The sequence below is a fragment of the Chryseobacterium urinae genome (assembly GCF_030518295.1).
Lineage (GTDB): Bacteria > Bacteroidota > Bacteroidia > Flavobacteriales > Weeksellaceae > Chryseobacterium > Chryseobacterium mucoviscidosis.
This window is the reverse complement of the sequence record NZ_JAULSJ010000004.1, coordinates 146,132-162,467: the sequence shown is the minus strand read 5'-3', so window position 1 is coordinate 162,467 and position 16,336 is coordinate 146,132. Positions and strand designations below refer to the sequence as shown.

General features: G+C 35.1%; 12 protein-coding genes. 9 read left to right on the top strand and 3 right to left on the bottom strand.

Annotated features, from left to right (window positions below; all coding sequences use genetic code 11):
- Positions 1 to 57 precede the first annotated feature (57 nt).
- From QWT87_RS03995 to QWT87_RS03985, 3 genes are all read left to right on the top strand, one after another.
- Entirely contained in the window at positions 58 to 618 is a 561-nt protein-coding gene (locus tag QWT87_RS03995) for a DUF5606 family protein (RefSeq protein WP_076393145.1), read from the top strand.
- A 325-nt stretch (positions 619 to 943) separates the two neighbouring features.
- Complete coding sequence (locus tag QWT87_RS03990; RefSeq protein WP_302713841.1) at positions 944 to 2,887, top strand: AbiJ-related protein; 1,944 nt, start codon at positions 944 to 946, stop codon at positions 2,885 to 2,887.
- Entirely contained in the window at positions 2,874 to 3,725 is an 852-nt protein-coding gene (locus QWT87_RS03985; protein ID WP_302713839.1) for an HNH endonuclease, read from the top strand. The genes QWT87_RS03990 and QWT87_RS03985 overlap by 14 nt, the downstream gene beginning before the upstream one ends.
- A 7-nt stretch (positions 3,726 to 3,732) precedes the next feature.
- Here QWT87_RS03985 and QWT87_RS03980 read toward each other — a convergent pair whose 3' ends face one another.
- On the bottom strand, positions 3,733 to 3,969 hold the full coding sequence (locus QWT87_RS03980; RefSeq protein WP_302713837.1) for a helix-turn-helix domain-containing protein: 237 nt from the start codon (positions 3,967 to 3,969) through the stop codon (positions 3,733 to 3,735).
- 157 nt (positions 3,970 to 4,126) lie between these two features.
- Between QWT87_RS03980 and QWT87_RS03975 the strand changes: the two genes are divergently transcribed.
- The 5 genes from QWT87_RS03975 (at position 4,127) to QWT87_RS03955 (ending at position 8,546) form a co-directional block, all read left to right on the top strand.
- Complete coding sequence (locus QWT87_RS03975) at positions 4,127 to 4,351, top strand: hypothetical protein (protein WP_302713835.1); 225 nt, start codon at positions 4,127 to 4,129, stop codon at positions 4,349 to 4,351.
- Positions 4,352 to 4,905: 554 nt separating this feature from the next.
- On the top strand, positions 4,906 to 5,430 hold the full coding sequence (locus QWT87_RS03970) for a hypothetical protein (protein WP_302713833.1): 525 nt from the start codon (positions 4,906 to 4,908) through the stop codon (positions 5,428 to 5,430).
- A gap of 393 nt (positions 5,431 to 5,823) precedes the next feature.
- Positions 5,824 to 6,591, top strand: coding sequence for a nucleoside triphosphate pyrophosphohydrolase (gene mazG / locus QWT87_RS03965; protein WP_235132836.1), 768 nt, complete (start codon positions 5,824 to 5,826; stop codon positions 6,589 to 6,591).
- Positions 6,592 to 7,671, top strand: coding sequence for an FUSC family protein (locus QWT87_RS03960; RefSeq protein ID WP_302713830.1), 1,080 nt, complete (start codon positions 6,592 to 6,594; stop codon positions 7,669 to 7,671).
- A gap of 2 nt (positions 7,672 to 7,673) precedes the next feature.
- Complete coding sequence (locus tag QWT87_RS03955) at positions 7,674 to 8,546, top strand: hypothetical protein (RefSeq protein ID WP_302713828.1); 873 nt, start codon at positions 7,674 to 7,676, stop codon at positions 8,544 to 8,546.
- Positions 8,547 to 9,007: 461 nt separating this feature from the next.
- Here the strand turns inward: QWT87_RS03955 and QWT87_RS03950 are convergent, their stop codons facing one another.
- On the bottom strand, positions 9,008 to 12,724 hold the full coding sequence (locus tag QWT87_RS03950) for a metallophosphoesterase (RefSeq protein WP_302713826.1): 3,717 nt from the start codon (positions 12,722 to 12,724) through the stop codon (positions 9,008 to 9,010).
- 26 nt (positions 12,725 to 12,750) lie between these two features.
- On the opposite strand from QWT87_RS03950, the gene QWT87_RS03945 reads away from it, so the two are divergent.
- The gene (locus QWT87_RS03945) at positions 12,751 to 13,923 is read left to right on the top strand and encodes a Pycsar system effector family protein (RefSeq protein WP_302713824.1); all 1,173 of its coding nucleotides are present in this window, start codon (positions 12,751 to 12,753) and stop codon (positions 13,921 to 13,923) included.
- 48 nt (positions 13,924 to 13,971) lie between these two features.
- Here the strand turns inward: QWT87_RS03945 and QWT87_RS03940 are convergent, their stop codons facing one another.
- Entirely contained in the window at positions 13,972 to 16,275 is a 2,304-nt protein-coding gene (locus QWT87_RS03940) for a GAF domain-containing protein (protein WP_302713822.1), read from the bottom strand.
- Between the last annotated feature and the right edge of the window lie 61 nt (positions 16,276 to 16,336).

Below are 16,336 nucleotides of genomic sequence, written 5' to 3'. Positions count from 1 at the left end.
GAATATTAAATAGCAAAAGGCGGAATGCCGATTGCAGAATTTACAAAAAATAAAATTATGCTGTTAGAAAAAATAATTTCAATTTCAGGAAAACCAGGACTTTTCAAATTAGTTTCACAATTAAGAAACGGATTTATTATTGAAGACGTTACCACGAAGAAAAAAGTAAGCATTGGAAACTCCAGTCAGGTAAGTTTGTTGGATAACATCGCGATGTTTACCTTTGATAAAGAAGTTCCGTTGTTCGAAGTTTTTGAAAATATTGCTAAAAACTACGATTACAAAGAAGCGATCCACCATAAAGCAACAGATGCTGAACTGAAAGAATTCATGACGGCTTCTCTTCCGAACTACGATACCGAAAGAGTATACGCTTCAGACATCAAAAAACTGGCGCAGTGGTACAACATCCTTCAGAAAGCGGGATACATTACGCCGGAAAGCTTCGTAAAAGCAGAGCCTGAAACTTTAGAAGGTGAAGCAGCAACGGAAGAAGTAAACGTAGAAAAAGAAGCACCTAAAAAAGCGCCAAAAGCAGAAAAACCTGCAGCACCAAAAGTAAAAGCTACTTCTGCCGCAAAATCTGCTCCTAAAAGCACGCACAGAAAGCAAGGATAATTCATTAAGTTGAATTTAAAATATAAAACCTCGTCAGAAATGATGAGGTTTTTTTGTTGCATTTCAGTTTGAAAGTCAAGAAAAATTTTAGTATTAATTCAGTATAAATACGGATTGCCGTAAACGTTGATAATTTCTTATTATTATATTTAAACATAAAATATAATTTGTTGAAAATTAGAATATTTTATTGTCTCTCTGCTTTTTATAAACATTATACCTTTATAATTTTAATGGATATTATAAAATTTTGATAATAAATATTTTTTATATTAATGGTATATAATTGTAAGGTAATTTTTTTAATTTAGTAAAAACTATATCAATGAAAATTTCAAAAGATGGCAAATTACGTATAGTGGAGGTGATCCTTACGTCATTAAATCCTTTTAACTTAACAGATAATTTTACGATAACAGACTTTCTATTATTGATCTGGGATTTAGAAAATATGCCTTCTGAAGAAAACAGAAAAAATGCATTAGATGATATTGCCCAACATATGTTACGTAATGATGATTGGGATCTTGAATACCTTTTTTTTGAAAAATTGAATATTCTAGAAGTCAGTACAAAAAGTTTTATTAATTTTCTAAATGTTCTGATTTCACCAGATATAAGAAAAACCGAAGACAGTATTTACCAATATTATTTTCTTATTAATCCTTATTTAGAGAAAGAGAATTTATCATATTATTTAAAGGAATATAATGATAAAGAACTTCCCATCTATACTTTACAAAAGTTAAAAATTGATGAACCAAATGATATAAACGAAAATAAAATTCCAATATTTCTTGAAGATAAACCCAGTGGTCGATCTGACAAAAAAAGATCTCATAATATTCCGAAAATTTTTCCTTCAATGGTTCTTGTTTGGAATGAAGGATGGAATGATTTTACCCTTAAAACCGAATTTAACTTATTTTTTTATACAAGCCAAGATGAATATAATAGTATTGGTACTGTAAAGATTATAACAAAAAGATCAGACTCAGTTATTGAAGAATTAAGAACTCTATCAAAGCCTTTTTATTCTTTGAATAATCAGTACTGTGCATTGGGTCAATCACAAGAATATTATGATAAATTAAAGGAAATTTTAGGAAAAAATTTAGAAAGTTTTTTATGGGCAATGAAGGATGCTGCATTTTTTCCAGATATTTCAGAAAAGTTTGAGAATGATTATAGTTTCAATAACTCACTAATACGTTATAATGAGGTTGAAAGATTATTGAGAACAGCAAAATTTAGCATATATGATTATGATTTAGAAAACTTATATAATTTTAAATATAAATTTCAACCGAAATTTGCAAAGAATATTTGTGAAATTGATTTTAGATTTAGTGATAAAGGTTTATCATCAAATAGGATTTATGCACTAATTGGAAAGAACGGAACTGGTAAGACACAGTTTATGACTACACTCCCTCTGGATATTTCACGTAAAAAACATGAAAACTTCTCGCCAAAATCTCCATCATTTAGTAAGGTTATTGCCGTTTCTTATAGTGCTTTTGATTCTTTTGATATTCCCAAAAAAACATCTTCATTTAATTACGTCTATTGTGGATTAAGGGATGATGCGGGGGAAAGAATTACAGATAGGGGATTAGTTTTAAGATTTCACAATTCTAGAAAAAAACTCGAGGAACAAGAGAGAATGTCTATCTGGGTAGAATTATTGTACAATTTCATAGAACAAGACATAATTAATTTATTTATAATTGAAAAAAGAAAAACTTACACTTTCGACTATAATGGTTTTAGTACCACTAGAAAACTCTTGAGCTCGGGTCAAAGTATAATATTGTATATCATTACTGAAATTGTTGCTAATATCAGATATGATTCCATAATACTATATGATGAACCGGAAACGCATTTACATCCAAATGCAATATCTCAACTAGTAAATACAATCTATGATCTAGTGACTGAATTTCAATCATATTGTATAGTTGCAACACATTCTCCATTAATAATCAGAGATCTCTTATCTAAGAACGTACTTGTTATTGAGAAAGAAGCAGAATTTTTTTCTGTCAGAAAGCTAGGAATTGAGACATTTGGAGAAAATTTGACGGTCTTGACTGATGAAGTTTTTGGCAATAGGGAAATTCCAAAACAATATAAAGAGATTTTAAGAAATATGGTAAAAGATGGTTATGCGTACGATGAAGTAGTGAGTAAGTTGGAATCAGACCAAATACCTATGTCACTAAATGCAAATATTTATTTAAGCAGCTTATATGAAAAATCTTAAAGCATTTTCAAAAATTTGTATAAATTTTTTTGATGAAGTTGTTTCTTCGAAAAAAAATAGTATCAAAGATCCTGACTATAAACGTAGAATAAGCTTACTAAAGCCAAATATTGGAAAGTGCTATGATGTTTATAATAAAAATTTTAAAAATAATACATTATTAATTGTAAAATCCTTTGGATATGTTAACCCTCAAAAAGATGACTTAATAAAATTATATTCTTATAGAAATAGTAAAATTCAGGAATTAAAAAAGAATGTTACTACTACTAAGTACAATAGACTTATAAATACATGCCAAAATTGTACAATTAATGAAGCTAAAACTTTAGACCATATTTTACCAAAGGATGATTTTCCAGAATTCTCGGTTCACCCTCAAAATTTATTTCCTTCATGTAGTGTGTGTAATGGTCACAAAAGCACTAATTGGGTCAAAAGCGGTAAGCCTCTATTTCTTAATTTGTATTTAGATCCATTACCTGCTGATCAATATTTATTTGTAAAGATTAACATCGACTTAAGAAAAAAGAAAATTATAACGAAATTCAATTTAGAAAATAAAAGTAAAATTGATGTTGATTTATTTAATGTTATAAAAAGTCATTATTCTAAATTGCATTTATTAGATCGATTTTCGGACAATTGTGATGATACTATATCGGAATTAAAAAATACATGTAAATCTGGTTTGGAAGAAGGGCTTACTTTAGATAAAATAATTAGTATTGTACAGAAAAAATGTGTTAAAGATAGAGAACATTTGGGCGTAAATCATTGGAAGATAATTCTTACAGAAAAATTAATCACGGAACCTAAGTTTTTTAAATTAATATAATTTTATTTTAAGAGATATTTTTCCTGTTTAATAATTCTTCAAGATTAACATTTAAGGCACAACAAATTTTCAATAAAGTAGAAAACAAAAAATCTTCTTTACCATTCTCAATGTCACTAATTTTAGATCGATCAATTTTACCTGCTAAATCTGCTAATTGTTGCTGAGATAAGTTTTTTTCTTTTCGTTTATCTCTCAAATTTTCACCTACTGTTTTATATATATTCAAAAATTTATCGTCCATACTAAAAAAAAATATTGTGGTTTTATTGCCACAATTAAAAATTGTTACTATATTTGTATCAGCGAATTAGCAAAAGCCTCGAAAGACCTATTGAAAAGACGCATTCCGAGCCGACAACAAAAAGTCCTGCATTTTTTCGTCGGTGAAAATGCGGTCTTTGGATAGGTTTCAGGTACAAATTTCAAAATACACAGATGATGAAAAAGAAAATCTCAACCCTGCTGTTTTCAGCCCCTCCCGAATAAACGGAGTTCTGCTGCAAAACCAACAACAGCGCTACACCGAGACTGCCCGCAAACGCAGGAAGCCGGAGTACAGTTTTACCCAAAAACCTTTACCCTTCGAAATTCCTTTACGCCAAAGGAAAGCCGAAGTACGCTAAAAATCACCCTTAAAAGTACTGGCTTTCTTTTAATTTTCCAAATTATTTTCATCCCGAAAGGAATTTAAAAAATGCAGAAGGTTTCTCTGCCACAGATCGGGAAGCGCTGTTGTTCCATTTGGCAAACTGTTGCCATCAAAACAAACGGATTTTAGAAATTTTTAAAGGGCTTGTTTAAGCTTTTTTATAAATAAGAATATTCTTGTTGGAAAACGCGAAGGCGCAAAGTTTTTTTATTCATATCAAATCTTTAAGGCGCAAGAAAATCAAAGATTTTCGGTAAAGGATTGGTGTTTAAACTTTTTTATAAATAAGAATATTCTTGTTGGAAAAACGCGAAGGCGCAAAGTTTTTTTATTCGTATCAAATCTTTTAAGGCGCAAGAAAATCAAAGATTTTCGATAAAGGAGTGATGTTAATTTTATCGCAGATAAAATCCTTGCGTCTTAAAATAAGGCTGTATTTAATGAATATTTTGCGCCTTTGCGAAAATCCAACCTATTAAAATCCAACCTGTTGAAATTCATAGAAACCAATAACCCAAAAACAGACTCATGAAAAAGAAAAAAACAGATTTCGAAGCCAAATTCTGGTCAGGAACGAGAAAACATACCGCCATAAGTTTACTGGAAACCTTTTTCCAGTTCAATGATCTTGCGGCAACGAAAGAAACCCTCAATGAAATGGTACAATCTTCACTACAGAAAAACATCCGAATTGCAAAAGAACCCGCCGAAATTTTCTATTTGTATCAATCGTTACGGTCATTCATTCTCGCCACTCATCACATCGCTAAAAAAGCTAAAAAAGGAAAGTTTAAAAACTCAACGAAAGTCAGTTTTCCCAAAACAGCAATGAGCCTTTCAGAAAAAGAATACCGGAATCCGCTGCGCGTATTTCAGAACGCTTTTAAAGTCTGCACTTTGCAGAATTTTGATGATTTTCTGTCGGCAACAGCTTATTTCTCGTTGGGAAATTTCAGTTGTGATACAGAAAAGAAGATCATCATTCCCTACTTCCAGCTCATAAAATTACTGGAAGCCGCCCCGCTGATTGTGGAAAATTGCCAAAAAAAATGAAAGGATAAGGTTGGCTGAGCGGAGCCGAAGCCAACCGCAGACTGTAATGAATTGTAATGTTGGCTTCGGATTCGCTCAGCCAACTATGATGGTCTGTAAAATAAAACTCAAAATCATAATGGGATGAGCAAAACCGTTGGCTTCGGCTCCGCTCAGCCAACCATGATGGTCTGTAGAATAAAACCCAAAATCACAAAGGAACGAGCAACACCGTTGGCTGAGCGGAGCCGAAGCCAACTATGATGGTCAGTAGAATAAAACCGAAAATTAAAATGGGATGAGCAACACCGTTGGCTGAGCGGAGCCGAAGCCAACGACAACCCTCCTTTATTTCAGGACAAAAGAACTTTCACAAAGATTTCCCGTAAATTTGTAAGACTTGAATTCTCAATTATGAATACCAAACAGGAAAAACTGGAAGCTTTCGGAAGATTATTAGACATTATGGACGATCTGCGCGAAAAATGTCCGTGGGATCAGAAACAGACGCTGGAATCGCTCCGCCATTTAACGTTGGAAGAAACTTACGAACTTTCGGATGCCATTTTGCAGAATGATCTGCAGGAAATAAAAAAAGAATTGGGAGATGTGCTGCTTCATCTGGTTTTTTATGCTAAAATAGGTTCTGAAAAAGGCAGTTTCGATATTGCGGATGTCATTAATTCTTTAAACGAAAAATTAATTTTCCGCCATCCTCACATTTACGGAGACACGGAAGTGAAAGACGAAGAGGAAGTAAAACAGAACTGGGAAAAACTGAAACTGAAAGAAGGCAACAAATCTATTCTGGGCGGCGTTCCGAAAAGTCTGCCGAGTCTGGTAAAAGCCTACAGAATTCAGGATAAGGTAAAAGGAATCGGTTTCGAATTTCATGATGCGGAAGATGCGTGGAAAAAAGTGGATGAAGAAATTCAGGAGTTTCATGCGGAAACAGATCTGGATAAAAAAGAGCAGGAATTGGGCGATGTATTTTTCTCATTAATCAATTATGCCCGGATTTCAGGAATCAATCCCGATTCTGCACTCGAAAGAACCAATCTTAAATTCATTTCAAGGTTTCAGAAAATGGAAGCTTTAGCTGTGGAACAGAATCTGAATCTTGCCGATCTTTCTCTGGAAGAAATGGATGTATTGTGGGAAAAAGCTAAACGTTTACAGTAAATGAAGGTACAGAACCCGACGCAGAACAGATTTCAGTATCTCCTGGAGTTTAAGCAGACGGAAAGGAAATGGCATTTTCCTTTTCTTGCCGCGCTGTGCATCGGAAGCTGTCTTTTTATCGGATATTTTTTAGGAAAACCGAATTACGGCGCGCTTTCGAGTTTGGGCGCTTTAACGATTTTATATTTTACATCTGCGCCGATTACACAAAGAATGATTCATCTCGCGATTTGTGCTTTCGGAATTGTTTTCTCTTTTACGGTAAGTTCTTTTTTCGGGTTTAATATTTATTTTGCCGCGCTGTCGGTTGCCGTTATCTCTTTTCTTGCGCATTTTATTTCTTCGTATTTTAAAATTCCGCCGCCGGGAAATTTTTTCTTCATCATGGTCGCAGCAATGGCGAGTACCTATAAGTTTGATCTGGAAATGATCCCCACAAGAGTAGGGCTGGTTGCAATGGGAGCGATACTTTCCTGCTCCTTTGCTTTTCTGTACTCCGTTTTTATTGAAAAAAGCAAAGTGGTAACCGTACCGAGAAGAAGTTTCAATAAAAGAAGATATACAAAATTTGTGGAAAGCACCATCATCGGATTTTTTATGGCGCTTACTTTAATCATCGGTCATCTAATGGAATTTAAAAACACTTACTGGATTTCCATCGCGGCAGTCGCCATTATGCAGGGAAGAAATTTTGAGCACGTCCGACAGAGAAATATGCACAGAATTCTGGGAACTTTCATCGGAATTGGTTTGGCATGGGTGATTCTGCTTTTTAATCCCGAAAAGATCATCATGATCGTTATCATTACCGTTTTACAGTTTATTATTGAATTGTTAATTGTAAGAAACTACGGTTTTGCAGTGGTTTTCATCACGCCTTTAACGATTCTTCTGGCGGAAACGGCAAGTGAAATTCATCATGATGTGGAAATTTTAATGAAGGCAAGATTATTGGATACCATTATCGGAAGTCTTATTGGTTTGGCGGCAGGATTTTTCCTCCATCATCAGCAGATTATTAATAAATTAGAGAAAAATATAAGGTTCTCTTATTTTCAGTTTAAAAAATTAAAAAAATAAATATGTTGCGCATCGTCGTTTTATCGTCATTTTTACTGTTGAGCTGTAATCCCAAAGCTCAGGAAGCTCCCAAAACCGATGATCTGAAGGTTGAATTTTCTTTGCCTAAAAAACTAAAGGAAGTTTCCGGTATTACTTTGTCTCAGGATAACAATACAATCTGGGCAATTGAAGATCAGGGAAATAAAAACGTTATTTACGGAGTAGACCGAAAAGGAAACCTTACGAGTGATGTTTTGGTAGAAAACACAGAAAATCACGACTGGGAAGATATTACGAAAGATGCAGCTGGAAATATCTACATCGGTGACTTTGGAAATAATGAAAACGACAGGCAGAATTTATCGATTTTAAAAGTTGATTTAAAAGATGCCTCCCAAAAATCTGCAAAAGTTACCCAAACCACAACATTTCATTACGAAGGACAGACGGAATTTCCTCCAAAGAAATCCAACTGGCTGTATGATTGCGAGGCTTTTGTAGAGATGAATGGAAATTTCTACCTTTTCACCAAAAACAGAAGCAAAGGTTTCGACGGCACTTTTTTAGTTTTTCAGGTTCCTAACAAAACAGGAGATTTTGAAGCAAAACTGATCGGGAAACTGAAACTTGACGGTGGATACAGCGATGCTGCAATTACTTCCGCAACCATCAACAGCACGAAAGATAAAATTGTTCTTCTGAACCATAAAAATATCCAGATCCTCACTGGTTTTTCAGCAGATGATTTCAGCAAGACCAAGATTGAAAAAGTTTCACTCAACCACAATTCTCAAAAAGAAGCCGTTGTATTTGCTGATGATAAAACACTGCTTATCGCCGATGAAAAGGATGGGAAAGAAGGCGGAAATGTGTATCAATTTAGTTTAAAATAAATGAATTTAGACGGATACGTCATGCAGAATGATGTCATACTTAAAGGATCTCAACAACGCATTTTCAATAATGAACACTATATTTTAATTGCCTGTTTTTATCAAAAAGACTTCGACAGGCTCAGTATGACACCGCTACAAATTAAAAGTTAGTATTAGGAATGTCATGCTGAGCCTGTCGAAGCATCTTTCAAATTATAATGAAGTAAAAAATCTTTGCTCCTTTAGGAGCAGAATCTGTGTAAAAATAAGAATAAGTCTATCAATCAATCCATAGGATTGATATCTGTAATACGATAAATGTTCTAAAGATAGCGTTCCTACGGAACGCTGAACCTACTCTTAATATGATTTCTACACAGATAAAACTCCAAAGAGTTTTCTGACATTTTACTGCAAACTTTAATAACAAAATCCGCAGAACTTCTGCGGATTTTTATTTTATAATTCATTGAATAATTTTAAAACGTCATTCCCACACCTCCGGAAATTCTTCCTCCGTCGCTTCCGTAGAAATAATTCAGTCTTGCGGAGAACATTTCTACAATACTCAGCCAGAATCCTGCGCCTACAGACTGATGCCATTTTTTAGAGTCTTCGTTATCATTCCACACTCTTCCGACATCATATCCCAGTAAAACGCCCATGTTTGCCGGAACAATATTGTTTTTTACTCTTCCAAAATCCCAACGGATCTCCGAATTATTGGTAAAATAGGATCTTCCTGAAAAACGGTCGTTTCTGAAAGCTCTCATTCCATTGTTTCCGCCGATGGCTGCTGCCTGATAAAAATCAAAATTGTTATTGTTGATCCACATTCCGTTACTGGAGTTGGCAAAAACAAAATTTCCGCGGCTGTCTAACCTGTGATCTATGGAAAGCGTTCCTTTTAAGATCAGAAAATTTCTTTTGGTATCGGCAAGATTGGTTTTCCAGTCTGCATTTACTTTAAATTCCATTCCCATGGTCGGGAAAGCATTGTTATCCAGATTTTTATAACTAAAGGTGTAATTTCCCCCTGCAAACTGCTGATTATCGAAAACTTCAGGTCTTACATCGGGTGAAAGATCTACAAAACGGTCACCGTTTCGCTGTACTTTATTATTTTCAAAAGTCAACTGAAACTGGTTGAAAACATTCGTCCAGCTTTTCTTGGAAACCGAAGGCGCAAAATTGATCTTTGAAATTCTTGCCCTGTTGAATCTTCTGTCTTCTGCTTCCTTATCGTAAAAACTTTCATTGGATAATCCGAAGAAATTTTCGGCGAAACGCGGTGTGGTAAATCCTGCGTCAAGATTAAAATCCCAGCTTCCAATGGCTTTTTTAAAGATCCCCTTATAATAGGCATTAAAACCGCCTGTTGCCGTATAATAATTAACTTTCAGGCTGTGCTTTTGGGTAAAAGGAGAGCGGATGAAATTATTGACCGTGTAATTAACCAGCGCACCGAGAATCACTCCGTCATCCGGATTGAAATCTGCATTCGGATATCCTGCTACAAAGTTGTATTTCGGATGTTTGTAGTTGTAAGTATTGATGTCGTAATCGTCTGAAATATTTTTCGTCGCACCATTTGTATTGTAGGTGTTTTTCTGCGATTTAAAATCGTAGATCTTTACTTTGCTTCCATTGGCAACATTGTAGGTATCGTGATTGTATCCTCCGATCAGTCGGATGTTCATTTTAGGTCTTCCGTCTCCGGAAACTTCGTAGATATCATCATCTTCCAGTCCGTAAATCCACAGTTCCTTTGTTTTGGAATCGTCATATGTTTTTTCGAAAACCAGTTCCGGATTTTCTTTGTTTTTGTCTAATTTATATTGCTTTACATTAACGGTGTTTGCCGTTTTTGTAATCACAAATTTATCAGGATTCACCGTTCCGGCAAGTGGAACTTTTTCCTGAAGCACCTCATAATATTGTGAGGCGTAGGTTTCTAATTTTGTCTTTCTCAGTTTCAGTTTTCGCTGAATATCTGCAATGGTTTCATCCTGAACTTCTTTCGGAAGATTGGCAAAGGTTTCATCAATATCTTTATCCGATAGATGTTCCTGAATATATTTCGCCTGTGCAATCCAGTCTTCCTGCGTAGAACCTTTAAGGAATACCAGATCCAGAGGATAAGGTTCCATAGCAAGCCATTTTACACTTTTAATATCATCTTTAAAGGTTTTCATGTGGCGGATTGCCGGAATATTCATAATGATTTTAAAAGCAGCACCGTCGTATTTACTGAAAGCCTGATCTCTGTCTTTGGCAATCGGTTTGTAGACTACTTTGTCGCCTTCTTTGTATTCCGCCCATTTCCATTGGTCAGAATGTCTGTCCCAGTCACCGATCAGCATATCAAAAATTCTTGCCCGGATGTAGGTTTCTTTGTCTACCGAGTATTTATAATTTTTACCGAAATTCTTTAAGACATCGTCTGTGGAAAGAATATCTGTTGCGTTATCCAGCGAAGCCAGCGTTTTCGGATCAGAAGAAAAACGTTCTTCCACCATATAAAATTCGTCCCCATAATTAAGGTTATATTCTCCCAGAGCTTTTTGCTTAGGAATGTAAAACAATCGCGGATTGCTGTGGAAAAGATCAATTTTATCCGCCATATTTCCGATGGCAAATGGTGTAAACGGATGATTGGTTGTATAAAAATCCAAAAGGAATTTTTCAGGAAAGGTATTATTGAGCTCGTTCCCGAATGTACTTTTCTTAAAAGCCATATTGTTCAGAAAACGCACGGCACTTTTTTTAACGCCTCTCATCACAAATTCCTGTCCGTCCTGCGCTTTCAGTCTTAAACTGTTGGACTGGTTTCCGCCGCCTTCACGAAAAGGAGTATAACCCCCGTCAAGCGTTGAAATATTCGCAGTCGGTGCTTCAATAGGCATTCCGTAATATTTTCGGTAATGTTCTCCCCAAAGCCACGTATAGAATTTTCTTTTTTTCGTTAATTTTTCAGGATAAATGGTTGAGGTTATTGTGGAAGGAAAAGAATTCGGATAATCATTAACAAATTCTTTCGGCTTATCGATCACCTGAATGTGCGAAAGCTTTTCCAGCGCATTGTTTTTTGTTGAAAAATATTCTACATCCGAGCTTTTATCTTTTCTGATATTCAGAACTGCAAAACCGCTTCCTCCGTAAGAAAAATCTGTTTTTTCGCCAATTGTTGCAGGATCTACTTTAGAACCGGCACCGCTTACAATCTGTCTGATGTTTCTGAATTCGTGATACTGCAAATTATGATCGTGCCCGGAAACAAAAATGATATTTTCCTTTTCCTGAACAATGCTTTTTATTCTGTTGGCTAAATCTGCATAATGCTGGTTGTTGAGATCTTCAGGACTTACTCCCGATGAACTTCTTACCACATTAATGAGACTGGCAACTCCCGGAGCCGGAATTTTACTTTTCAGCGGAAAAAGGTGAGATTTTGCAGAGGTGTATCCTGCATGAGTTCCGCTGCTGATAATCGGATGATGCAGCGCAACGATAATTCTTTTGTCCTGATTTTTATTAATTAAATCTTTAAACTCTGTGAAAAGATCTTCCCGCGTTTTAATATCGCAGTTTTTATTAATTCCCGGATAGTTGTTCCAATTGACGAGAGCCCATTCCGTGTCGATTACGATCAGTTTAATGTCCTTGGTAAGATTAATATCATCAATCGGGCATGAATTTTTAGGAAGGAATGCTTTTTTATCGTTTAAATAATTTTTTACGAGTTCTTCCTGCGCTTTTAAGCCGTCCAATCCGTTGTACCAGTCATGATTTCCCGGAATAAGGAGTGTTTTGCCTTTAAAGTTTTTTACAATGGATAATTGATCTTCCAGTTTCTGTTTTGCCAGTGGATAATTTTTGTCAGATTCTTTTGGCATTCCGGAAGGATAGATATTATCGCCCAAAAAGATCAGCATTGAATTGCTGTCGGCTTTTTCAAGCTGGCTTTTTAACAGATTCAGGGTGTTCTGAGCCTGTGCTTCGTCTGCATTTCCGGCATCGCCTACGAGAAATATTTTAAAATCGTTGGAAAATTGTATATCAGAATTTTTAATTTCAGATAAGTTTTTACCCTTTTTTACGTTATATGTTGCGCAGGAGTAGAGAACTCCGGCAGACAATGCTACTCTGATGACAACAGACGTATTTTTTAAATGAGTTTTAAAGGATAAATTCATAAATTTACAATAATAAAATTTCGGTGATGAATATTTTACAAAAAGCCAAAGACTATGTCGAAACCTTATTCAAAGATAAACTATCTTCAGTATATTCTTATCATAATTTTATACATACTACCTTCACAGTAAATAAGGCTGAAGAAATTCTTAAAAACACTCAGGTTTCTGAAGAAGATCAGGAGAAAGTAGTTCTGGCTCTTTGGTTTCATGATACAGGGTACATAGAGTGTGCCAAAAATCATGAAGAGGCAGGAGTAAAGATTATGAAAGATTTTTTGCAGCAGGAAAATTATCCTGAAAACTATATCGAAGATGTTTCGAAGCTTATTTTAGCAACTAAAATAACGTACGTTCCGCAGAATCTTCTGGAAAAAATAGTGAAAGATGCAGATTGCAGCCATTTTGCAAGCCACGATTATAACGATATTTCCGATGCCCTCAGAAAAGAGTGGGAGCTTACCAATGTACGCTGCTATTCTAACGACGAATGGAACGCCGGAAATTTGGATATGCTGAAAAACAAACATCAGTTTTATACAGAGTATGCAAAAAAAGAATGGCAGCCTCTGAAGGAGAAAAATATTAAAAAAATTGAAAAGAAGTTGGAAAAAGACGAGGATAAAAAAGAAAGTTCTGAAAATAAAAAGTCGAAAGAAAAGGAGCCGAAATCCGACAGAAGTGTAGATACGCTGTTCAGAGTGACTTTAAGCAATCATACAAGACTGAGTGATATTGCCGACAGCAAAGCGAATATTCTTCTTTCTGTAAATGCCATCATCATATCGGTTTGTCTTTCTGTTTTGGTTCCGAAACTGGATACGCCTAAGAATTCTCATCTTATTATTCCAAGTTTTATTTTGCTGGCTTCTGCGGTTCTTACCATCATTTTTGCCATTTTATCCACAAAACCGAATGTTACCAAAGCAAAATTCAGTTTACAGGATGTTGCCGACAGAAAGGTGAATCTTTTATTCTTCGGAAATTTCAACAGGATGATTTTTGATGATTATCAGGATGCAATGAATGTTCTTATTAAAGACCGCGATTATATTTACGATTCTATGGTGAAGGATTTGTATTTTTTAGGAAAGGTTTTAGACAGAAAATACAGGCTTTTATCCATTACGTACCAGATTTTTATGGCAGGAATTGTAATTTCTGTTCTGTCTTTTGCGTATGCGTTTTTAAGTCTTTAGATAAAATATCAACTTAATAGGAAAGCTCACCCGATTGGATGAGCTTTTTTATTGTACTAAAGATACTCTCAAAGCTAAAAGTCCTGTAATTCCCTGCAAATCTTCTACTTTCAGGAATTCTATGTCGTTTTGGAGAATTCCTTTCTTTTGCAGTTTGTTGATATAATCCAGATATTCTCTCTGATTTTCCATCCCGAAATAAACGATGGTTATTTTTCCGGGGCAGGTAATTCTGTCGTCTGAATCTTTTACGTGGGCTTTATCGAGCCGTTTTTTAATGATTTCATAGTAAGAATTATAGGCTCCGTCTACATCAAAACGCTTTTCGTCCATTCTGAAGCGGATGTCTATTTTTTCATTATATACAAAAATCAGCGAAGCAATATCGAGACAAACCGGAAGATCTTTTTTGAAATTTCGGAATTCAATTTCCATATTGCAGATGGTTTTTAACTGCCAGTAACGAAGTTTGTTAACAATTTTTGGATGGTAATGAAGATCCGGCGCAATGTTTTGTCCGGTATATAAATTATGCTCCACACCGTCTGATTTAAATCTTTCATAATAATGCGGAAAAATCTGCTGTGCCTGTATCTGTGCATCATCCAGAACATCTGCCAGTTTTCTGTTGACTAACGTTATCGAATCATCCAGACTTTTTCTATGGGTATAAAAGAGATCGGTCTGGCTAAAAACCTGCGCAAAATAATCTTTTATTTTTGCCTTTACTTCACTGGAGGATTTTACTTCCAGCTTAGCCTGAAGATAAGGATGAATTTCATCTCTCAGTAATCCCTGAAACCTCTGTTCGCTGTCTGCTTTGATCTCATTATTTAGTTCGTTTTCGAAAATATCCAGAGCCGGTAAAAATTTTTCCGAGTCTGAACGGGTTAAATTAAAAATCTCGTAAAGGGATTCAATCTGTTGGTTGAGATCTTCGAGCATTAAATTAAAACGTTTTTCCGAAGAAGAACGGATGTCTGAAAATCCAAAGAGCGGGGTAAGGTTTCTAAATGAAATTTCTTTTAAAGAATATATTTTATTGCCAAGAGAAGCGTTGAAATATTTTTCGGCTTCATTTCTGAATTTCCAAACCACGCTGTTGTGGATGGTGGTGTATTCCCGCTGAATGATGGCTTCAATCTGATAATTTTTTTCAAAGCTGAATCTGCTCAGCGAGAAAATAATCATGTTGCTGAACGATTCCATTTTTTTCAGTTTAAGACCATTGAAGCTGTTCGCGATAGGAGAGGTAAACTCCATGATAGCCAAAAGCTCGTTGTCTTTTACGATCGGGATAACCATAAAACTGTTGATGTTGTTTTCCTTTAAGATACTGAAAGAAGGTTTCATTTTTGCTTCTTCTTCGAGATGATTAAGGTTTGAAACAACAATAGGTTTTGGGTTATAATGAAGATTGATGATGGTACTTTTTCTTGTATCTTCATCTATGGCATTGATCCAGAAGTTCAATACATGATTGGTGAACATATTTTCATACACCGGCATTTTTTCCAGCCGCTGCTCTTTTTTATTGTAAAGCATCAGTCCGAAATTCAGCTCCGGAATATCAAAATACGATTTGAATATTTCAACAAGGTTTTCATCCTGCGAGAAGTTTTCAGAATCTATTTCGATCATGGTAGATTTAAGATCGGAGAGGGCAATTTCACTGGTACAGTCTACAAGAGAAATAATAGTGAACCCTTTTAAAATCCATGATTCCGGCTGAAAATGTTTCTTCCACAGTTTAAAATCATCTAAATTTTCCAGCAAGATATCCAGAATTTCATCGGAAGGAATTTTTGTTCCTTCAGCAGGAAAAATTTCGGTAAAATCTGCATTTACCGTAATTTTATAATGCTTCATGATTCCCTGTGCATTGGGAATATCATAATAAAAAGGAATGGTACTTTTTATATCTTTTTTGAAGTAGCTCTGCAAAATAAGACAGCAGCAGAAGACATAAAATTCGTCATCATCAATACCACGCAATCCGATCTCGAAATCTTTTCCGGCATCTTTTAATATTGCTTTGAAACGGTCTGTATAATTAAAGGTGATATTGGAAAGCGGAACACTTGCCGCTTTTATTTCGTTATTGGTAAGTCCGGTAGGGAAGAGGTCTGCAAGAAGAAGTTTGATGAGGTCTTCATTTTTTTCAAGCAGAGAAATATCCTGAAATCCGTTGCGGAATTCGTTGAAATTTTTAGTCTTTTCAATTAAAGATTCAGCGTAACTGGCTCGGTATTCCAAACGGTCATTGTATCGAATGTGTTCCAACACATCCAAATATTTTTTGAACGAAATAAAAACCTGAAATGGAGTGTCTTTTTTATATAGCTGTGACACAAAAACTGAAATTTAGAGTAAAGGTAAAAAAAAACCACAACTTAAAGGTTGTGGTTCTCTA

Bases quoted from the DNA above. Each gene is read 5' to 3' on its own strand.
- QWT87_RS03995 (WP_076393145.1), top strand. From the start codon at position 58: ATGCTGTTAGAAAAAATAATTTCAATTTCAGGAAAACCAGGACTTTTC.
- QWT87_RS03990 (WP_302713841.1), top strand. From the start codon at position 944: ATGAAAATTTCAAAAGATGGCAAATTACGTATAGTGGAGGTGATCCTT.
- QWT87_RS03985 (WP_302713839.1), top strand. From the start codon at position 2,874: ATGAAAAATCTTAAAGCATTTTCAAAAATTTGTATAAATTTTTTTGAT.
- QWT87_RS03980 (WP_302713837.1), bottom strand. From the start codon at position 3,969: ATGGACGATAAATTTTTGAATATATATAAAACAGTAGGTGAAAATTTG.
- QWT87_RS03970 (WP_302713833.1), top strand. From the start codon at position 4,906: ATGAAAAAGAAAAAAACAGATTTCGAAGCCAAATTCTGGTCAGGAACG.
- mazG (WP_235132836.1), top strand. From the start codon at position 5,824: ATGAATACCAAACAGGAAAAACTGGAAGCTTTCGGAAGATTATTAGAC.
- QWT87_RS03960 (WP_302713830.1), top strand. From the start codon at position 6,592: ATGAAGGTACAGAACCCGACGCAGAACAGATTTCAGTATCTCCTGGAG.
- QWT87_RS03955 (WP_302713828.1), top strand. From the start codon at position 7,674: ATGTTGCGCATCGTCGTTTTATCGTCATTTTTACTGTTGAGCTGTAAT.
- QWT87_RS03950 (WP_302713826.1), bottom strand. From the start codon at position 12,724: ATGAATTTATCCTTTAAAACTCATTTAAAAAATACGTCTGTTGTCATC.
- QWT87_RS03945 (WP_302713824.1), top strand. From the start codon at position 12,751: ATGAATATTTTACAAAAAGCCAAAGACTATGTCGAAACCTTATTCAAA.